Raw genomic sequence first — 20,117 nt, forward strand, 5'->3', positions numbered from 1 at the left:
ACCACCCGGATCACGTGCAGCGAGTCCCCACCCAGGGCGAAGAAGTTGTCCTCCGGACCCACCGACGGCACCCGCAGCACCTCCCGCCAGATCCCGGCCAGGACCTCCCGCGCCTTGTCGGCCGGCGTCTGCGCGTCAGTCGCGACCGAGGCGAGCGCGGCGATGGTCGGGTACGCGATGAACTGCGCGGGCGTGATCACCACACCCGCCTTACGGGCCCGGTCCACCACCCGGATCACGTGCAGCGAGTCCCCACCCAGGGCGAAGAAGTTGTCCTCCGGACCCACCGACGGCACCCGCAGCACCTCCCGCCAGATCCCGGTCAGGATTCCCTCCACCGGTCCACGCCGGGCCTCTTCGGTGGCGGTGGCAGCGGCGGTGGCCGGAGCCACGGTGGGGTTCGGTGCCGTCAACGCGGCCCGGTCGACCTTCCCGTTGGGCAGCCGGGGCAGGCGGTCGACGAGCGCCACCGTCGGCACCATGTAATCCGGCAGCCGCTCCCGCAGCGCCGCGCGCAGGTCGTCGGTGGAGAGCGCGGCACCCGGCCGCAGCGCCACGTGGGCCACCAACCGCCGGTCGTCCGCCCCGTCGTCGTCGCAGAGCACCACGCACTCGCCCACGCCGTTCAGGGCGGACAGCGCCGAGGCGACCTCGTCCGGCTCGACCCGGTGACCCCGGATCTTGACCTGGTCGCCGATCCGGCCCAGGAACTCCACGGTGCCGTCCGGCAGCAGCCGCCCCCGGTCACCGGTGCGGTAGAGCCGGTCGCCCGGCGCGCCCAGCGGATCGGGCACGAACCGCTCGGCGGTCAACGCGGCGTCCCCCAGGTAGCCGCGGGCCAGGCCCGCACCACCGACGACGATCTCGCCGGGCAGGCCGGTCGGCACCGGCCGCAGCCTCTCGTCGAGTACGTACAGCCGTGCGCCCGGGATCGGCCGACCGAGCGGCACCACCGCCTCGCGGCCCGCCCGGTCGATGCGGACCTCCGCCACGGCGACGATGCCCGTCGTCTCGGTCTGGCCGTACATGTTGACCAGCCGGGGCGCGGTCCCCGGCGCATTGCGGATGGCCTCGGGAAGTTCGTAGCGCAGCGGCTCGCTGGCGGTGAGCACCACCCGTGGCCGCCACCCGCCGGGCGAGGTGAGCGCCGGCAGCAGGACCCGCAGGTACGACGGCACCAGGTCCAGCACCTGCACGCCGTGCGCGGTGACGAAGGTGAGCAGCGCCAACGGGTCGGCCAGGTGCGCGCGCCCGGCGACGACCACGTGGCCGCCCAGCGTCAGCGGAACGGCGAACTGCCGCACCGACGACGAGAACGCGAACGACGCGGTGTGCAGGAACACCGGCTCGTCGGGCAGGGCCAGCGCGGCCGGCAGCCCCTCCAGGTACGCGGACAGCCCGCCGTGGGTCACCACCACACCCTTGGGGAGCCCCTTGGTGCCGGAGGTGTAGACCACGTAGGCCGGGTGCTCCGGTCGCAGCGCCGGTGTCGGCCGGGGGCCCACCGGGGCCGGCAGGTCCTCGATCGTCACCACCTCGCCCGCGCCCTGGGGCGTACGACCCGCCAGGTCGCGCGTGGTGAGCGTCATCGTCGGCCGGGCGTCCGCCACGATCGCGGCCAACCGCTGCGCGGGGTACGCGGGGTCCAGCGGCACGTACGCGGCACCCGTCTCCAGGACCGCCAACGCCGCCACGACGACGTCGACGCCCCGGTCGAGGTGCAGGGCGATCGTCGTTCCCGGGCCCGCGCCGTGTTCGGCGAGCACCCGGGCCAGGTCACCGCTGCGGCGGTGCAGGTCGCCGTAGGAGAGGGTCGTCTCGCCGCTGGTGACCGCCGGAGCGTCGGGTCGGCGTCGCGCCTGCTCGCCCACCCGGGCGGTGAGCGTGCGGTACGCGGCGCCAACCGGCAGCGCCGGACCGTGCGCGAGCGCGTCGAGACGCTCCCGCTCGCCCGGCAGGAGGGGATCCACGTCGAAGACGCGCTGGTCGGGGTCCCCGACCAACCGGTCCATCAGCACCCCGAGGCGGCTCATCATCGCCTCGACGGTGCCCGCGTCGAACAGGTCGGTGCTGTACTCGGCGTGTCCCTCGATGCCGTCCCCGTTCTCCCACAGGTCGATCAGCAGGTCGAAGCGGGCGGTGCACTGCTCGTTGTCGATCGACGTGAGGGTGAGGCCGGGGCCCGGGTCGGGCAGGCCGCCCGGGGCGTTCTGCAACGCGAAGCGCACCTGGAACAGCGGTGAGTGGCTGAGGCTGCGGGTGGGCGCCACCGCGTCGACGACCATCTCGAAGGGGACGTCCTGGTGGGCGTACGCGCCGTGCGCCGTGCTGCGGACCCGCCGCAGCACCTCGCGGAAGGTGGGGTCGCCGGAGAGGTCGACCCGCAGCGCCAGGGTGTTGGCGAAGAACCCGACGAGCTTCTCCAACTCGGTGCTGGTGCGGTTGGCGACGGGCGTACCGACGGTGATGTCCCGTTGACCACTGAGCTGGGCCATGAGCACGTCGAAGCCGGCCAGCAACGCCATGAACAGGGAGACCTTCTCCCGCCGGGCCAGGTCGGCCACCGCCCGGGATCGCTCGGCCGACCAGCTGATGTCGTGGCGCGCTCCGCGGAAGGTCTGCACCGCCGGTCGCGGCCGATCGGTCGGCAGGTCCAGCGTGGGTACGCCGTCGAGCTGCCGCTTCCACCAGTCGAGCTGGTCGTCCAGCTCGGCACCGGTCAGCCAGGACCGCTGCCAGAACGTGTAGTCCACATAGGTGTGTGTCAGCTCGGGCAACGACGACGGCTGCCCCTGGGCGATCTCCCGGTAGAGCGTCACCAGGTCGTTCAACACGATGTTCAGGGACCAGCCGTCGGAGACGGTGTGGTGCAGCGTCAGCAGCAGCACGTGCGAGTCGGGGCGTACCCGCACCAGGGTGCCGCGCAGCAGCGGCCCGGCGGCCAGGTCGAACGGAGTGCGCCCCTCGGCGTCGAAGAGGGCGGCCAGCCGACCCTCCGGGTCGGCGTCGCCCCGCACGTCCACCTCGGCGTACGCCACGGCGTCGACGGGCAAGAACTCCTGTACCGGTTCGCCGTCCACGGACGGGAACCGGGTGCGCAGCCCCTCGTGCCGGGCCCACAGCGCGCCGAAGGCCACCCGCAGCGCGTCCGCGCGCAGGTCACCGTCGAAGCGCAGCGCGAGGGGCACGTTGTAGAACGCGCTGTCCTCGGCGAGCCGGTTGAGGAAGTACAGGCGTCCTTGCGCGTGCGACAACGGCACCGGGCCGGTCCTCGGGACGGCGACGAGACCGGGCCGGGGGGCCCGCCCGCCGAGCGCCTCGATCCGGGCCCCCAGGTCGGCCAGCGAGGTGGACTCCAGGAACACCGCCAGCGGCAGCTCGATGTCGAGCTTCTTGCGCAGCCGGGCCATGGCCCGGACCGCGAGCAGGGAGTGCCCACCCAGGTCGAGGAAGTTCGCGTCCCGCCCGATCGACTCGACCGGCCGCCCCAGCACGTCTGCCCAGACCTCGGCGATGGCCTCCTCCAGCCGGCTCTCCGGAGCGGCAAGGGTGGGCGCCGGCTCGGCCGCCGTGGGTGCGGGCAGGGCCGCCCGGTCCACCTTGCCGTTGGCGGCCAACGGCAGCGCGTCGAGCGTGACGACGACCTCCGGCACCATGTAGTCCGGCAGTTCCGCGCGCAGCGCGTCACGCGGGTCGTAGGCCACGGAGTCCCCGGCCGCTGTGACGTACGCGACCAACCGCTCCTCACCAGGCCGGTCGGTTCGCAGCAGGACGACCGCCTCGCGGACCTGTGGCAGCCGGGTCAGGGTGGCCTCGATCTCCGCCAACTCGACCCGGTACCCCCGGATCTTCACCTGGGTGTCGATCCGGCCCAGGCAGTCGAGCTCGCCGTCGGGTCGCACCCGGACGAGGTCGCCGGTGCGGTACATGCGCTCCCCCGGCGTCGGGGCGAAGGGGTCGGGCAGGAAGCGCCCGGCGGTCAGGTCCGGCCGACCGTGGTAGCCACGGGCCACACCAGCACCCGCCACATACAGCTCACCGACCGTGCCGGGCGGCACCGGCAGCAGGTTGCCGTCCAGCACGTAGAGCCGCGTGTTGGCGATCGGACGACCGATCGGCACCACACCGGACAGGTCGGTGCCGTCGTGCACCTCGTGCACGCAGCAGCCGACGACGGTCTCGGTGGGCCCATACTCGTTGACGATGCGCAGGCCCGGAGCCCGGCGTCGCCAGGCGGCGGCGGTGGCGCCGTGCAGCGACTCGCCACCGACGATCAGATAGCCGTCCGCAGCGATGGTCCGGCTCGGAACGGCCCGGTCCAGCGCCTCCAGGTGGGCCGGGGTGAGCTTGACCAGCCCGAGGTCCAGGTCGCTGCCGAGCAGTTCGGTGAGGGTCTCCAGCTCGGTGCCGTCGGCGACGAGCACCACCGGACGCCCGGCCAGCAGCGGACAGAACAGCGTCGTCACCGACAGGTCGAACCGCAACGGCGAGACCAGTGGCGCGCCCCCGCCCTCGGCCACCCGGTACGCCCGCAGGCTCCACGCCAGGTAGTTGGTCAGGCCGCGGTGGGTGACCACCACACCCTTCGGTCGCCCCGTCGAGCCCGAGGTGTAGATGACGTAGCAGGCGCTGTCCGGGTGCGGTCGCGGCAGCGGCGGCAGGTCGGTGGTGGCGTCCTCGTCGCCGTCGGGCAGCAGCACCGACACGTCGGTGTCCGGTAGGTCCGCGACCCGGCCCGCGCTGGTGACGACCACCCGCACCTCGGCGTCGGTGAGCATGAACCGCACCCGCTCGGCGGGCTCGCCCACGTCCAGCGGCACGTACGCGCCGCCGGCCCGGAGGGTGGCCAGCAGGGCCGTGACGAGGTCGACACCACGGTCCAGGAAGAGGCCGACGCGGGTCTCCGGTCCCACCCCGTGCCGGCGCAGCCGGGCGGCGAGGGCGTCGGCCCGGCGGTCCAGCTCTCCGAACGTGACAGTCAGGTCGCCGACCAGGAGCGCGGGCGCGTCAGGGGTACGGGCGGCCTGCCGAGCGAACAGCTCGTGCGCGCGCACGTCACCGAGGAGCGGGTCCTCGGTGCGGTTGCCGTCCACGACCGCCGCCCGGGTCTCCTCATCGGACAGGAGGCGGGCCAACCCGACCGGGGCGTCCGGCGCGGCGGTCAGACCGACCAGCAGAACGCCGAGGTGAGCGGCCATCCGCGCCACGGTGCGCTCGTCGAGGATGTCGGTCGCGTACTCGGCCACCCCCCGCAGCCGGCCGTCGGCGTCCGGCCACACCTCGACCGTCAGGTCGTGCTTGCTGATCGGCAGGTGGTGTTCGACGGCCGTGACCCGCAACCCCGCCGCCTCTGCCTCCAACGCCTGGTCCTCGACGAGGGCGAACATCACCTGCGCGAGGGGCGTGTGGCCGAGGTCGCGCTCCGGGTCGACCGCCTCCACCACAGTGTCGAAGGGCACCTCGCCGTGCGCCATGCCCTGCTGCACGAGATCGCGGACCCGTCCCACCAGGGCCCGGAAGGTGGGCGCGCCGGAGGTGTCGACCCGTACGACGATCGAGTTGACGAAGGAGCCGACCATCGTCTCCAGCTCGACCCGGGGGCGGTTCGCCACCGGGGTCACCACCGAGACCTCGTCCTGGGCCGCGTACCGCGACATCAGCGCGGCGAACCCGGCGAGCAGCACCATGAACGGGGTGGCCCGCTCATCCTGGGCCAGGCGGGTCACCGCCTGCCACAGGCCGTCGGGCAGGGCGAAGCGGTGCCGCTCGCCCCGGAAGGACTGCACGGGCGGGCGGGGACGGTCCAACGGCAGGTCGATGACGGGTACCGCGCCCGCCAGCGCGCGCTTCCAGTAGTCGAGGCCCTCGGCCAGCTCGGCGGCCCGGTCGGGACGACTCTCCCAGGCGGCGTAGTCCGCGTACTGCACGGTGAGGGGCGCGAGCGTGGGAGCCAGGTCCTGTGCTCCGGCGCGGTACAGCTCCAGCAGCTCATCGATGAGCAGGCTGACCGACCAACCGTCGCAGATGCTGTGGTGCAGGGTCAGCACCAGCACGTGCGCGGTGGGGGTCTGCCGGAACAGCGCGGCGCGAGCCAGTGGCCCGTCGGAGAGGGAGAACGGACGACTCGCCTCGTCGCGTACGGCGGCCAGCACCGCCGCGTCGTTGACGGGCAGTGGGCGCGGGGTGAGGTCCACCTCGATGTCGGGCAGGATGCGCTGCACCGGGTCGCCCTCGTTCGCCGCGAACACGGTCCGCAGCGCCTCGTGCCTGTCGAGGAGGGCGCGCACCGCGTCGGTCATCACGTCGAGCCGGAGTGCGCCGGTCAGGCGTAGGGCGGTCGGCACGTTGAACATCGCCGAGCCGGGGACGAGCTGGTCCATGAACCACAGCCGGCGCTGTGCGGGGGAGACGGGCAGGTCGCCACCGCGCGGCACCCGGGCGAGCGCCTCGGCCGGCCGGGGGCGCCGGCCGCCGAGACGCTTCTCGAACAGGGCCCGCTTCGAGGGCGACATCGAGTCGAGGCGTGACCGGCCGGGCGAGAGCCCCGCGCCGTGCGGCGCGGGGCGGCTGGCACTCGCGTCGGTGGTCATCAGGCCACCTCCCGAGCGGCGCTCTCCAGGTGCGTCACGAGGCTGCGCGGCCGCATGTCCGTCCACTCGGTGGTGACGTGGTCCAGGCAGGAGGCGCGGTCGGCGGGCCCGTGGGTCACCGTCCACCCGGCCGGCAGGCTGAGCGACTCGGGCCACAGCGAGTGCTGCCCCTCGTCGTTCACCACTACGAAGAAGCGTCCGTCGGGGTTGTCGAGAATGTTCACGTCTTCCTCACTCTGCGCCTGGTCCCAGGACCCGACGGGGAAGCGCTGAACCGGCACGGCGGCCAGGCAGGGACCACGGCGGTCAGACCTGCCAGCGTCGAAGTCGGGACGCGCGTCCCCAGGTCGGGCGTCGTCAACTGTCGTTTGCGGAGACTTTTGCTATGCGTCACTCAGAGGACGTGCGGGGTTTCACCGCCGCGTGTCTCGCTGTCGGATTCCACCACGGCCACGGCCGGCCACCTGCACGTTAATCGGCTATCCGACCCGAAGCCGAGGGCCCTTTGCGGACGCAACCCGGTCGATGTCAAGCAGATTCTGGCAAGCCATGCTGAACCCACGTCGCGCTCCCCCCCGAAGTTTGCGACCCAACAGCGTTCATGAATGTAAACGCAAGCGAGGCACAGAAAACCATCAGACACGGAGCGTGTCAAGACCCTTGCCTGCCGCTGAAGTCCACCATGCCAACCGGGACGTATTTATGACAAATACTCCGCAGGTGGTTGGTCGACCGGGCACGCCGCCAGGCCCGCCGGCGCTCCGTCGGCGGGGCTGCGGGCGGTCGGGCGAGACGACCGGAATCGGCCCGAAATGCGTTGCCGGCAACGCATCTGCGCAGGACAGGGGCATTGCCGCCTACTCCGTGCGGCGTGCAGACCGATCAACGACGACGCCACCGTCCAGGTTGGACGCGGCGCGTCGGAAAAATGACTTGCCCGGACGGGGAGAATCCTTTATCGCGGAACTCGTGGTCAGAATCCGACACGGAGACGAGTTTCACACGACAGTCGGAAAGAACGACCGATCATCCATTGGCCGAGCATCCGATTGGTTGAACGACAGTCAATGTAATGGTTGTTAACGTGCCCAATGCGAGGCACGACAGAGAGCGCCACCGTCGCCGGATCGCAGCTCCCGCGAAGCCGTCGACCATCCGGGCCGACAAGCCGACGCGTGGGCCGCCCGACGATTGCGTCCGATTGCCGGATCCGGTCAGGCCGAGACGTCGCGTCGAGCGCGGGACCTCGTCGCCGCACGGGCCCGCCACCACGCGTGCGCGGCGGGGGGGTAGGCGCCCGGCGTACCCGGAGGCACCCGCACGCCGGGCACCCAGCAGGCCATCGACGCCAGAATTCGGGCGGACGCGTGCGCCGGGGCCATCGACGAAGACCAGTGTACGTACGCGCCGAATCAGGCCCGGTCCGTCGCGTCCCCGCCTTTACCCGAGCGCCGGGATGCCGTGCGCCGGCACCGGCGATTGCCGGCACCGGACGCTCGTGCCACGGGGTTCGGAAAACACCTCGGTCAGCCCTGCAATAGCTGCCGAGCCATCACGATCCGCTGCACCTGGTTGGTGCCCTCGTAGATCTGAGTGATCTTGGCGTCCCGCATCATCCGCTCGACCGGGTAGTCCCGCGTGTAGCCGTAACCACCGAGCAACTGCACCGCGTCGGTGGTGATCTCCATGGCGGCGTCGGAGGCGAAGCACTTCGCCGCCGCGCCGAAGTAGGTGAGATCTGCGTCGCCACGCTCCGACTTGCCGGCAGCCGCGTACGTGAGCTGCCGGGCCGCCTCGAGCTTCATGCCCATGTCGGCCAGCATGAACTGGATCCCCTGGAACTCGGCGACGGCCTTGCCGAACTGGCGACGCTCGGCCACGTACCCCTTGGCGTAGTCGAGCGCGCCCTGCGCGATCCCGACGGCCTGCGCGGCGATGGTGACCCGGGTGTGGTCCAGGGTCTTCATCGCGGTCGCGAAGCCGGTGCCCTCCGCGCCGATCATCCGGTCGGCCGGGATCCGCACGTTGTCGAGGTAGACCTCGCGGGTGGGCGAGCCCTTGATGCCGAGTTTCTTCTCCGGCGCGCCGAAGCTCACCCCGGCATCGGACTTCTCGACCACGAAGGCCGAGATGCCCCGGGACCGGGCGGACGGGTCGGTGACGGCGAAGACGGTGTAGAACTCGGACAGCCCGGCGTTGGTGATCCAGCGCTTCACACCGTTGAGCACCCAGTGATCCCCGTCACGTACCGCCCTGGTGGTCATCGAGGCCGCGTCACTGCCCGCCTCCGGTTCGGAGAGGCAGTACGAGAACATCGCGTCACCGGCCGCGACCGGCGTCAGGTAACGAGTCTTGAGGTCGGCGGAACCGGACAACAACAGCGGCATGGTGCCGAGTTTGTTCACCGCCGGGATCAGCGAGGAGGACGCGCAGGCGCGGGCCACCTCCTCGATCACGATGGCGGTGGCCAGCGCGTCCGCGCCCGCGCCGCCGTACTCCTCGGGTATGTGCGGTGCGTGGAAGTCGGCCGCTCGCAGCGCGTCGTAGGACGCCTTGGGGAACTCCCCCGTCTCGTCGGCCTCCGCGGCGTGCGGAGCCACCTTCGCGGCGCAGACCTCCCGCACGGCTTCCCGGATCGCCTGGTGCTCCTCAGGCAACCGGTAGACGTCGAACGACTCCCCTGCGGCCATCTCGGCCCTCCCCTTCACCACTATCATGCGCAGTCTGTGACGACTCCTGACCGCCGACCGCGCAGACTGAAGACTAGCGACTGCAGTTCAGGTGATGTTACCGGCGCGTAGGTATGGGCAGGACGGTGCACCTAACGCGCTCAGCGATGATGGAGAATTGGAACAGTGAGCCACCCTCCGGTGCCCCGCCCAGGCGCCGCAGCAGAATGCGACGCGACGACGCGACGCCAGCGCGAGCGGAGAAGACAGGCGTGACGATCCCCTACCCCACCATCCAGCCGACCCCCGCCATCGCCGCGGTGACCCCGCCCTCGGGCGCACCCCGGCCGCGGGTGACGTTCCTAGGGACTGGTTACCTCGGTGCGACGTACGCCATCTGCTACGCCGAGCTGGGCTACGAGGTTCTCGGGTTCGACGTCGACGCCGACAAGATCGCGATGCTGAACGCCGGTCAGGTGCCGATCCATGAGCCCGGCCTGGACGAGCTGCTCCGGCGCAACCTCGCCGCCGGCCGCCTCCGGTTCAGCACTGACATCGCCGAGACCGCCGAGTTCGGTGACGTGCACTTCATCTGCGTCGGCACCCCGCAGCGGGCCGACGGCATGGGCGCCGACCTGTCGTACGTCGAGGCGTCGGTCACCAGCCTCGCTCAGCACCTGACCCGCAAGGCGTTGATCGTCGGCAAGTCCACCGTGCCGGTCGGCACCGCCGAGTGGGTCGAGCAGCTCGTCGGGAAGCACACCCCGAACGACCTGGACGTCGAGGTGGCGTGGAGCCCCGAGTTCCTCCAGGAGGGCTTCGCCGTCGACGACGTCCTGCGGCCCAACCGGATCGTGGTCGGCGTCAAGAGCGAGTGGGCCAACGGCATGCTCTACGCCGCGCACAAGGGCGTGTTCGACCTGGCCGCCACGGAGGACCGCGAGGTGCCCCTGGTGGTCACCGACTTCTCCACCGCCGAGCTGGTCAAGGTAGCCGCGAACGCCTTCCTGGCCACCAAGATCTCCTTCATCAACGCGATGGCCGAGGTCTGCGAGGCCTCCGGTGGCGACGTCACCCAGCTGGCCCGCGCGATCGGCTACGACCCGCGGATCGGCAACCGGTTCCTCCAGGCCGGCCTCGGCTTCGGAGGCGCCTGCCTGCCCAAGGACATCCGGGCCTTCCAGGCCCGCGCCCAGGAGCTGGGCGCCGGCGAGGCGCTGCGCTTCCTTCACGAGGTCGACCTGATCAACCTGCGCCGGCGTACCCGGGTGCTCCAGCTCGCCGCGGACCTGCTCGGCCGCCGCTCCGGCCCGGCCGGCCCGGACTTCTCCGGCACCCGGATCGCCGTGCTCGGTGCCACCTTCAAGCCCAACACCGACGACGTCCGCGACGCCCCGGCGCTCGCCGTCGCCGCGCTGCTGCACAAGGCCGGCGCCGACGTGCACGTGTACGACCCGCAGGGCACCGAGAACGCCCGCCGCGCGGTTCCCGAGTTGACCTACGAGAGCAGCATCAACGAGGCGGTCAACGACGCCGACCTGGTCTGCGTCCTCACCGAGTGGGCCGACTTCCGCAACGCCGATCCGGTCGCCCTCGGCGAGTTGGTCAAGGGTCGCAAGGTCGTCGACGGCCGCAACTGCCTCGACCCGGCGCTGTGGGCCCAGGCCGGCTGGGAGTACCGGGGCATGGGCCGCCCCTGACCCAACCGACGCACCACCGGCCGGCCATCGAGCATCTCGGTGGCCGGCCGGTGTCGTTGTTTGCCCCGGACCCGCCGACAAGAGTCGAAATCCGCGCCAGCTTTGGGCATGCTGCGACAGTGGGAGTCCACAGTGCGGGTGGAGGGGTGTCGTGGCGACCTTTCAATGCTCCTCGTGCGGCCGGGAGATCAAGCCGGCCGTCCGATGCCCGCACTGTGGGGCAGATCAACCACAGTGGGTCGAGCACCTGGCCGACATTGAGCGTTCAATCGCGGAGATGAAGGCGCGCGACGCCGCCATCGCCCGCGAGCAGCGGCAGATCGCCGCCAAGATGCAGGCCGCGCTCTTCCAGCGGGACATCCTCGCCCACGCCGGCGAGGAGCGGATCAAGCAGGCCACCCGGCCGCGCCGGGTGCTGCGCCGCCGCCCCGGCCGGCGGCCCCCGACGGCCACCATGGGAACGCCGCCCCGGGTGCCCCGCCAGGGCACTCCGTCCGCCCCGGAGGATCCGCCGCCGCCCCCGCCCCGGGCCGCCTGGCTGGACGCGGACGACCCGGAGCACCCGCCGGAGGCGTCCTCGCGCGAGGTGCAGAACATCCCGCTCGGGCTGGGCGCGCTGCTGCTCGGCGTGGCTGCGGTGGTCTTCGCCGCGGTGGCCACCAGCTCGATGGACGCGCTGGCCCGACTCGGCATCCTGCTCCTGGCCACCGTGCTGATGCTGCTCGCCCCACCGGCACTGGCCCGGCGCGGGCTCACCTCGACCGCCGAGACCATCGCCGCGGTCGGCCTGCTGCTGGTGCCGCTCGCCGGCAACGCCCTCTGGGCGGTGGACCGGATCGGCGCTGGCGGCGGCTCCGGCACGGTCTTCGCCGGGGTGATCTTCGCGGTCACCGCCGCGGTCGCATTCGGGTACGCCGGTTGGACCGGTCTGCGCGCGCCCCGCTTCGCCACAGTGCTCGCCGCGCAGCCGGTGCTGCCTCTGCTGGCGTACGACCAGATCACCGGCCCGGGCGGCTGGGCGCTGGTGCTGGCCCTGGTCGCCCTCGTCAATCTCGGCCTGGCCCGCTCCGGCGTGACCGTCGAACGCCCCGTCCGGCAGGACCTGCCGTCGCCCGGCATGCCGTCCGCGCCCCGCCAACGCGACGCCGAGAGCCGACCGGAGGGCGACCCGGAGGAGGCCGCCGAGCTGATCGACGCCAGCGGGGGCGCCACTGACCCGCGGCCGACCCGGCCGGTGCCCGGCCTGCGTGAGCTGACCTGGTTGCTGCACGCCCTGGCGGTCGCCGTCTCGCTGGCGTACGCGGTCACCGCCCTGCTGCGGGCACAGACCGTGCCGACGGCGACCGGCGCCGGGGTGGTGCTGCTGCTGGCCGCCATGATCGGGCTGGCCGGCGCGTTGGTGCTGCGTCGCCCACCGCTGCCGGACGTCGCGGCCGGCATCGTCACCCTGGCGGTGATCGGCTCGCTCAGCCGAATCGCCTCGGTGGCACTCCCCGGCCGGGCGCTGCTGCTGATCGCGGCGGTCATCACGGTGACCGGGCTGGCGGTGCGCGCGGTCCCGGAGGCGGCCCGGCGTGGCCCACAGTTGGCCTCCGCGGTGGCGCTGACAGTCAGTGGTCTGGTGGTCGCCGGCGGCGCGCTACGCGCCGGGGTGGCACCGGTCCGGGCGGCACTGCCCGCCTGGAACCCCGACCTCAGCCGGTACCCGGGCGAGTTGGCCGCCGCCGTCGGGCCGACCACCTGGCAGCTCGCGGGTGCCGCGTTCCTGCTGACCATCGCGGCGGTGCTGGCCCTGCCCACCGAGATCCGCCGGGAGTTCGCGGTCGCCGGCGCGGCGCTGACCGCGCTCGCCGTCCCTGCCTCGTTCGGTCTCGGCTGGGCGACGGCACCCTGGCCAATGGTGATCACCGCGATCGGCATCGGGGTCATCGGGCTCTCCGCCCGCACCGACCGAGCCGCGGTGGCGCACGCCGTCGGGGCGGCCGTGGTCGGCCTGTTCGGTGCGGGTGCCAGCCTGGCCAGCCCCACCCTCACCGCCGCGGTCCTGATCACCCTGTTTGCGGCCGGCACGCTGGTCACGCTGGCGCCCCGGATCCGGATCGCCTCCGCCGCCTCCGACACGGTCACCGCCTGGGCCGCCGGTGGCGCCGCGTTCGCGCTGCCCGGGGCAGTGGCGGCGTTCGTGGCCGCGACCATGCCGAGCGACCCGACCCCCACCCCGGCGAGCCTCCGCGAGGTGACCGTCCCGATCCTGGCGGCCAGCTTCCTGGCGGTCTGCGTGACCCTGGGCTACGCCGCCGTCGTGCAGGTCTCCCAGCGCCACATCCCCGCGCCGCTGTCGGTCGGCACCGGGCTGGGCGCGCTGATGGTCACCGCCGCCGCGTTCGGGGCGCCCGGCGCGACCGTCGCCGACGCGTGGGTGGGCGCGCTCCTGCTGGTCGCGGCGGTGCTGCTCTTCCTGGCCCCCTCCATCGACGCCGGCCGTCGAGCCGACCTCACCCTCGACGGCTCGGACCTGGCCGCCGCGGCGGTCACCACCGCCCTGATCGCCACGCTGGTACGGATCGGGGCGGTGCTCGCCCCGGGTGGGCAGCTGGCGGTGGCCGCCGCCCTGCTCCTGGTGGTCGCCGTGGGCGCCCGCAGCATGCCGGAGGAGTGGCGACGCGGCCCGATCCTCGGCCTCACCGTCGGCGGTGCCCTGATCGGCGTCCTCGCCGGCTGGTCGGCGGTGCGCGGTGGGGTCGGCGTGCTGGCCACCCCCGGCCCGATCTGGAGGGGCGATCTGAGCGACTGGCCGGCCGCCCCCGTCGGCGGTGCCACCTGGCAGGCGCCGGTCGCGCTGGCGCTGCTGGCCCTCGCCGCCGGCATCCTGCTCCCGCCGCCGTGGCGCTGGGACGTGTCCGGGGTGGCGGTGGTGCTCGCCACGATCGGCGCGCCGGCCGCATTCGATCTGGCCTGGTGGTCGCCGGTCCTGGTCGGCGGAATGGTCGCCACCGTGTTCGGCATGGCCGCGGTGGCCACGGAGGAGGCGCGCGCCGGGCTGTCCCGGGCCACCGTGGCCGGGGTTGTCGCGCTGCACGCCGCCGGAGCCGGACTGGTCCGCCCGTGGACCACGGCCCTGGCGCTGGGCAGCATCGCGCTGATCGGCGTGGTGGTGGCCGCGCTGGCCCGCGTCCTCGCCGATCCACAGGTCGTCGACATCGAAACCGAGGGGATGCCGCCGCACCTGGCGCAGATCGGTGGCGCGGCGATCGGTGCCGCCCTGCTGGCCCTCCCCGGTGCGGTGGCGGCACTGTCCGCCGAGTTCGAACACTCGGCGCAGGTGGTGCTGACCGCCGCGCTGGCCGCGACCAGCCTCGGTCTGGCCGCCGTGGCCGCGGTCCGCCGGCTGGTGCCGCAATATCTGCCCTGGGTCAGCGTGGCGGTGGTCGGCGGGGCCACCATCAGCGCCCTCGCCGCCATCCCCACCGGCCTCGCCGCCGGCGTCTACGCGGCCGCCGCCGCCCTGCTCGGCGTACTGGCCGAGCTGATCCGCGCGGCCACCGTGCCGCCCACCGGCGCGGCCCAGCCGGTCCGGCGCTGGGCGGTACGACTGGACGGCGCCCTACGGCGGTTGCCGGACGACCCGGAGCGACGACGCTGGCGGGTCAACCCGGCCGCGGGTGCGTTGGCCGCGGCGGCGCTGCCGACCGCCCTGGCGCTCGCCTCGATCGCACCCGCGCTGGTCACCGCCCTGGTCGAGCCGCACCGCACACTGACCCGGATCTGGCAGGGCCCGCCGCCGGAGCTGCTCACCCCACCGTCGGACGTGGTGAACCCGACCCACGTGCTGACGGCGTTGCTGCTCACCGCGACCGCCGCGCTGGCCGCCACCGGGTTCAGCGGTGGGCGGCGGTCCCGGGCCGTGCCGGTGGTGCTGCCCGGAGCAGCCGTCACGCTGCTGATCGCGCCCATCGCGCTGGGTCAGGGCTGGCCCGCCAGCACCGTCGCCGCGCTCTCCGTCTTCACCATCGCAATGCTCGGTCTCGCACTGACCCCACCGCCGCCGCTGGTCGAGCGGGCCCGCTCGCTGCGGCTGGCCCGGGTGCTGGTGTTCGCCATCGGTCTGGCCGGTGGCAGCGCCGGGCTCGCCGGCAGCCTGGCCGACCGGCAGATGACCCTGTTCACCCTCGGCAGCGCGGTCGGCGTGGGCGCGGTGGCGGCGCTGTTCGGCACCACCCAGCGGGCGCGCATCCTCGGCTGGCTCTTCGCATCACTCATGGCGCAGCTCTTCGTGCTCACCGCCGGCCTGGTCGCCGGGCTGGCGGCGGTCTGGTCCGCGTTCGGGGTGCTCGCCGTCGGCGCGGTCCTGCAGGTGCTCGCCGCGACCCTGCCCCGGCTGCGCCGCCCCGAGGCGCAGCGGGAGGCCTCCACCGTGGAGTGGACCGGGTACGCTGCCGCGCTGATCGCGTTGGCCCTCGCCTTCGACTCGCCCCGCCACATCGCCGCCCTGCTGGCCGCCTGGGGCGCTGTCCTCGGGGTGGCGGCGACCCGACCCGGTCGCCGGCCGGTGGAACGCCGGATCCTGTTCTGGGCCGTGGTGGTGTGTGAGATCACCGCGTGGTGGATCCTGATGCGAGTCGCCGACGTGGCGTTGCCCGAGGCGTACACGCTGCCGTTCGCCGTGTTGGCACTCCTCGTCGGAGTCCTGGAGCTGCGCCACCGACCCGACATGAGCAGCTGGGTGGCGTACGGGCCGGCGCTGGTCGCGGCCTTCGTCCCGACGCTGGCGATCGTGCTGGCCACCGAGTCCAGCACGATGCGGCAGATGCTGCTGCTGCTCGGCGCGGTCGCGGTACTGATCTTCGGCTCGTCCAGCCAACAACAGGCCCCGGTGATCGTCGGCGCGTCGGTCACCGCGATCACGGCGATCCACGCCCTGTTCAGCCTGGGCCCGTGGCTGGCGCTGATCCCGGTGGGCATCCTGCTGCTGGTGCTCGGCGCGAGCAACGAACGCCGCCGCCGCGCCCAGGAACGCCTACAGACCGCCCTGCGCGGCATGAGGTAAGACGGAGGGTCCCTGCGGCGTGGGTGAGACTAATCGGAGGGCCCCTGCGGCGTGCGTGAGACTAATCGGAGGGCCCCTGCGGCGTGGGTGAGTGGGCGCGGTGAGTGGGCGCGGTTCGCGGGCCCAAGCGATTGCCGCGCGCGATCTTGCGCTTTCTGTTGCGGCATAGGGGGTGAAGGCCGCGCAGCAGCGACCGAAGGTGCAAGATCGCGGGCGGGGTGGGGCGGCGTGCGGGGGGTTAGCGCAGGGTGGCGTGGAGGGCGGCTTCCTTGGTTGCTACCAGCTTCTCCAGATCCTGCTGGTAGGTCGTCATCTTGGCGCGCAGGTCGTCGTCGGCGGCACCGAGGATCCGTACGGCGAGCAGGCCGGCGTTGCGGGCGTTGCCGATCGACACGGTGGCGACCGGGATCCCGGCCGGCATCTGCACGATGGACAGCAGCGAGTCCATGCCGTCAAGGTGCTTCAGCGGCACCGGCACACCGATCACCGGCAGCGGCGTCACCGAGGCCACCATGCCGGGCAACGCGGCGGCACCCCCAGCCCCCGCGATGATCACCTTGAGGCCGCGGTCGGCGGCGTCGCGCCCGTACTCGATCATCGCGACCGGAGTCCGGTGCGCCGAGATCACCCGGACCTCGTACGCCACGCCGAAGTCGTCCAACACCTCGGCCGCGGCCCGCATGGTCGGCCAGTCCGAGTCGCTGCCCATGATCAAGCCAACCGTGCTCACTGCGGCCCTCTCCTCGTTCCCGAAACCGTGACTCACTCGTGGCCCTCGCGCAGCCAGCGCGCGGCCCGCGCGGCCCGCGCCCGCAGGTCGTCCAGGTCGTCACCGAGCACCGTGACGTGCCCGATCTTGCGGCCAGGTCGCACCTGCTTGCCGTACAGGTGCACCTTGGCACCCGGCTCGGCGGCGAAGAGGTGGTGCAACCGCTCGTCGATCGACATCCCGCCCGGCTCACCGCCGAGCACGTTCGCCGACACCACCACCGGGGCGGTCAGCGCCGTGTCACCCATCGGGTAGTCCAGCACGGCCCGCAGGTGCTGCTCGAACTGCGAGGTCCGGGCACCCTCGATGGTCCAGTGCCCGGAGTTGTGCGGACGCATCGCCAGCTCGTTGACCACGATCGCGGGCCGGCCGGCGTCGTCGCGCACCTCGAACAGCTCCACGGCCAGCAGGCCGATCACACCGAGCGCGGTGGCCAGGTCGATGGCGAGCTGCTGAGCGGCGACCGCCAGCCCCTCGTCCAGGCCGGGCGCCGGCGCCAGCACCTCCACGTTGATGCCGTCGCGCTGCACGGTCTCGACCACCGGGTACGCGGCCACCTGACCGAACGGCGAACGGGCCACCTGCACTGCCAACTCCCGCCGCAGCGGCACCCGCTCCTCGACGATCAGCCGGGTGCCGCCGGCGAGCAGCGTGGTCGCCAACTCGGTGGCCTGGGCGGCGTCGTCGACCATCCAGACGCCCCGGCCGTCGTACCCACCCCGGGCCGCCTTGAGCACCACCGGCCAGCCGACCTGCTCGCCGAAGCCGACGAGGTCGGCGGGCTCCCCGACCGGCCGCCAGGCCGGATTGGGCGCACCCAGCTCGGTCAGGCGTTCCCGCATGACCTGCTTGTCCTGGGCGTGCAGCAGCGCGTCCGCCGGCGGGTAGAGGGGCACCCCTTCGGCCGCCAGCGTGCGGATGTGCTCGGAGGGCACGTGCTCGTGGTCGAAGGTGACGACGTCGCAGCCCTTGGCAAAGGTGCGCAGCGCGGCGAGGTCGGTGTGGTCGCCGTACTGGACGTCGGCGGCGACCAGCGCCGCGCCGTCGTCGGGGGCGGTCGCGAGCACACGCAGTGACTGGCCGAGGGCGATCGCGGCCTGGTGGGTCATCCGGGCCAACTGGCCGCCACCCACCATGCCGACAACTGGCAGACCGGTACGGGAATCCATAGCGCGGCCAGCCTATCCGGGCCGCCGACGGGCCCACCGGGAGGGCTGGCGACCCGCCTCGGAAGCGCCGGCGGGACCACCCGGCGGACGACGCGGGCGACTACCGGGCGTGGCCGTACGCTCAGCCCAGCTCGGCGACCAGGTCCTCGACAGAGGTGACCGGCCGCTGGCAGACGAAACCCCGGCAGACGTACGCGGCGGACTGCCCCCCGACCAGCGGACGGCCGGCGAGCAGCGGCACACCCGGCTGGTCCGGACGCCCGGCGACGACCACAGCTCCGGGCGGCGCGTGCCGGCGGGCGGCGGCCACCAGGGGGTCGCCGGCCGGGTCGCCGGTGACCACTGCGATCTCGTACGGCCCGGAGAGCAACGCCTCGCCGACCATGGCCGCGTACCCGGTGAACCGGGGGTGCTTGCCGACGATCGGCGCGACAGTGCCGAGGGCCGCTTCGGCGGCCTCCCGGTAGCGCGTCTCCCCGGTCAGCGCCGAGTACGCCACCAGCCCGGCGATCAACGCCGACCGGCCGGACGGGGTGGCGTTGTCGGTCGGGTCGGCCGGCCGGGCGACGAGCCGCTCCGCGTCGTCGGCGGTGTCGTAGAAGGCACCACCGGGCGCGGCGAAGTGCGCGAGTGCGGTGTCCAGCAACTCGCCAGCCAGGGTCAGCCAGCGGCCCTCGCCGGTGAGCTGGTGCAGCGCGCAGAAGGCCTCGGCAACACAGCCGTAGTCCTCCAGGACACCGGCCGGCTCGCCGACCTTGCCGTTCCGGGAGACCCGGCGCAGCCGGCCGTCCACCAGGTGCACGGTGGCGAGGTGCTCGGCGGCCTGGTGCATAGCCCCGTCGGCGACGATGGTGACGCCGTCCATCAGGTTGGCGTCCTCGTCCTGCGGGGACGCGTACACGGCGGCGACCTGCTGGAACTCGGCGATGGCGGTGATCGCCAGACCATTCCAGGCGGCCACCACCTTGTCGTCGAGGGCCGGCTGGGGTCGGGTGTCCCGGGCGGCGAGCAGCCGCCCGACCACCTGCTGCCAGCGGGCGCGCACCTCGGGGGCGGCATCGTCCACGTCCCGGGCGAGCTTGAGCACGCTCATGCCGTGCTCGAAGGTGCCCTCCTCCGTGACGGTGAACAGGTCGGCGGCGAACCGGCCGTCCTCCTCGCCCAACGCCTCCACGAGTTGGGCGGGCGTCCAGGCGTAGGTGAGCCCCTCGACGCCCTCGGTGTCGGCGTCCAGTGCGGACGCGAACCCCTGCCCCGGCCGGTGCAGCTCGTCGGCGAGGAACCGGGCGGTGTCCCGGGCCACCCGGCGGGCCAGTGGGTCGCCGGTGAGTCGCCACAGCTGGGTGTAGACCCGCAGCAGCAGCGCGTTGTCGTAGAGCATCTTCTCGAAGTGCGGCACCGTCCAGTGCGCGTCCACCGAATAGCGGGCGAAGCCCCCCGCGAGCTGGTCGTAGATGCCGCCCCGGGCCATCGCCTCGGCCGTGTGCCGGGTGATCTCCAGGCTGCGCGGGTCGCCGGTGCGCTGGTGGTGGCGCAGCAGGAAGAGCAGGTTCATGTGCGGCGGAAACTTCGGGGCGCCACCGAACCCGCCGTTCGTGGCGTCGTACTCGCTGGCCAGCCTTGCGGCCGCCGCGTCGAGCAGCGGGGCGTCCAGCGGCGCGGTGGGGCCGCCCACGGCCTGCGCGCCACCGATCGCCTCGACCACGGCGGCGCCCTGGCCCAGCACCGCCTCGCGCTGCTCACGCCAGGCGGTGGCGACCGACTGGAGCAACTGGATGAAGTTGGGTCGCGGGAAGTAGGTGCCGCAGAAGAACGGAGTGCCGTCCGGAGTGGCGAAGACGGTCATCGGCCAACCGCCCTGGCCGGTCATCGCCTGGGTCGCGGTCATGTAGACCGCGTCCACGTCCGGACGTTCCTCGCGATCCACCTTGATCGACACGAAGTTGTCGTTCATCAGGGCGCCGACCTGCTCGTTCTCGAACGACTCGTGCGCCATGACGTGGCACCAGTGGCAGGCCGCGTAGCCCACCGAGATGAGCACCGGAACGTCCCGCCGCTTCGCCTCGGCGAACGCCTCGTCCGACCACGGCCACCAGTCGACCGGGTTGTCCTTGTGCTGAAGCAGGTACGGACTGGTGGCGTCGGCAAGTCGGTTCACCTGACGACCATAGCC

The 20,117-nt window shown here is 72.9% G+C and carries 8 protein-coding genes; 2 read left to right on the top strand and 6 right to left on the bottom strand.

The genetic code is table 11. From position 1 onward, the window contains the following. The 3 genes from FB453_RS02730 to FB453_RS02740 all read right to left on the bottom strand — a co-directional run. The coding region (locus FB453_RS02730; RefSeq protein ID WP_145787248.1) for a non-ribosomal peptide synthetase at positions 1 to 6,590 on the bottom strand (6,590 nt) is incomplete at its 3' end. Continuing rightward, positions 6,590 to 6,814, bottom strand: a complete 225-nt coding sequence (locus FB453_RS02735) for an MbtH family NRPS accessory protein (protein WP_145787250.1) — start codon at positions 6,812 to 6,814, stop codon at positions 6,590 to 6,592. The genes FB453_RS02730 and FB453_RS02735, both read right to left, overlap by 1 nt. A 1,302-nt stretch (positions 6,815 to 8,116) precedes the next feature. Then, on the bottom strand, positions 8,117 to 9,280 hold the full coding sequence (locus FB453_RS02740) for an acyl-CoA dehydrogenase family protein (RefSeq protein WP_145787252.1): 1,164 nt from the start codon (positions 9,278 to 9,280) through the stop codon (positions 8,117 to 8,119). 251 nt (positions 9,281 to 9,531) lie between these two features. On the opposite strand from FB453_RS02740, the gene FB453_RS02745 reads away from it, so the two are divergent. Both FB453_RS02745 and FB453_RS02750 read left to right on the top strand, forming a co-directional pair. Continuing rightward, the gene (locus FB453_RS02745) at positions 9,532 to 10,959 is read left to right on the top strand and encodes a UDP-glucose dehydrogenase family protein (protein WP_112582447.1); all 1,428 of its coding nucleotides are present in this window, start codon (positions 9,532 to 9,534) and stop codon (positions 10,957 to 10,959) included. A gap of 151 nt (positions 10,960 to 11,110) precedes the next feature. Continuing rightward, positions 11,111 to 16,006: an SCO7613 C-terminal domain-containing membrane protein gene (locus FB453_RS02750; RefSeq protein ID WP_145787254.1), complete on the top strand. Its 4,896-nt coding sequence runs from the start codon at positions 11,111 to 11,113 to the stop codon at positions 16,004 to 16,006. A 238-nt stretch (positions 16,007 to 16,244) separates the two neighbouring features. Here the strand turns inward: FB453_RS02750 and purE are convergent, their stop codons facing one another. The 3 genes from purE to FB453_RS02765 form a co-directional block, all read right to left on the bottom strand. After that, on the bottom strand, positions 16,245 to 16,736 hold the full coding sequence (gene purE, locus FB453_RS02755) for a 5-(carboxyamino)imidazole ribonucleotide mutase (RefSeq protein ID WP_145787256.1): 492 nt from the start codon (positions 16,734 to 16,736) through the stop codon (positions 16,245 to 16,247). A gap of 32 nt (positions 16,737 to 16,768) precedes the next feature. Then, complete coding sequence (locus FB453_RS02760; RefSeq protein WP_145787258.1) at positions 16,769 to 17,944, bottom strand: 5-(carboxyamino)imidazole ribonucleotide synthase; 1,176 nt, start codon at positions 17,942 to 17,944, stop codon at positions 16,769 to 16,771. A gap of 121 nt (positions 17,945 to 18,065) precedes the next feature. Further along, complete coding sequence (locus tag FB453_RS02765; protein ID WP_145787261.1) at positions 18,066 to 20,102, bottom strand: thioredoxin domain-containing protein; 2,037 nt, start codon at positions 20,100 to 20,102, stop codon at positions 18,066 to 18,068. Positions 20,103 to 20,117: the final 15 nt, after the last annotated feature.

The organism is Micromonospora sp. CNZ322, from assembly GCF_007827755.1.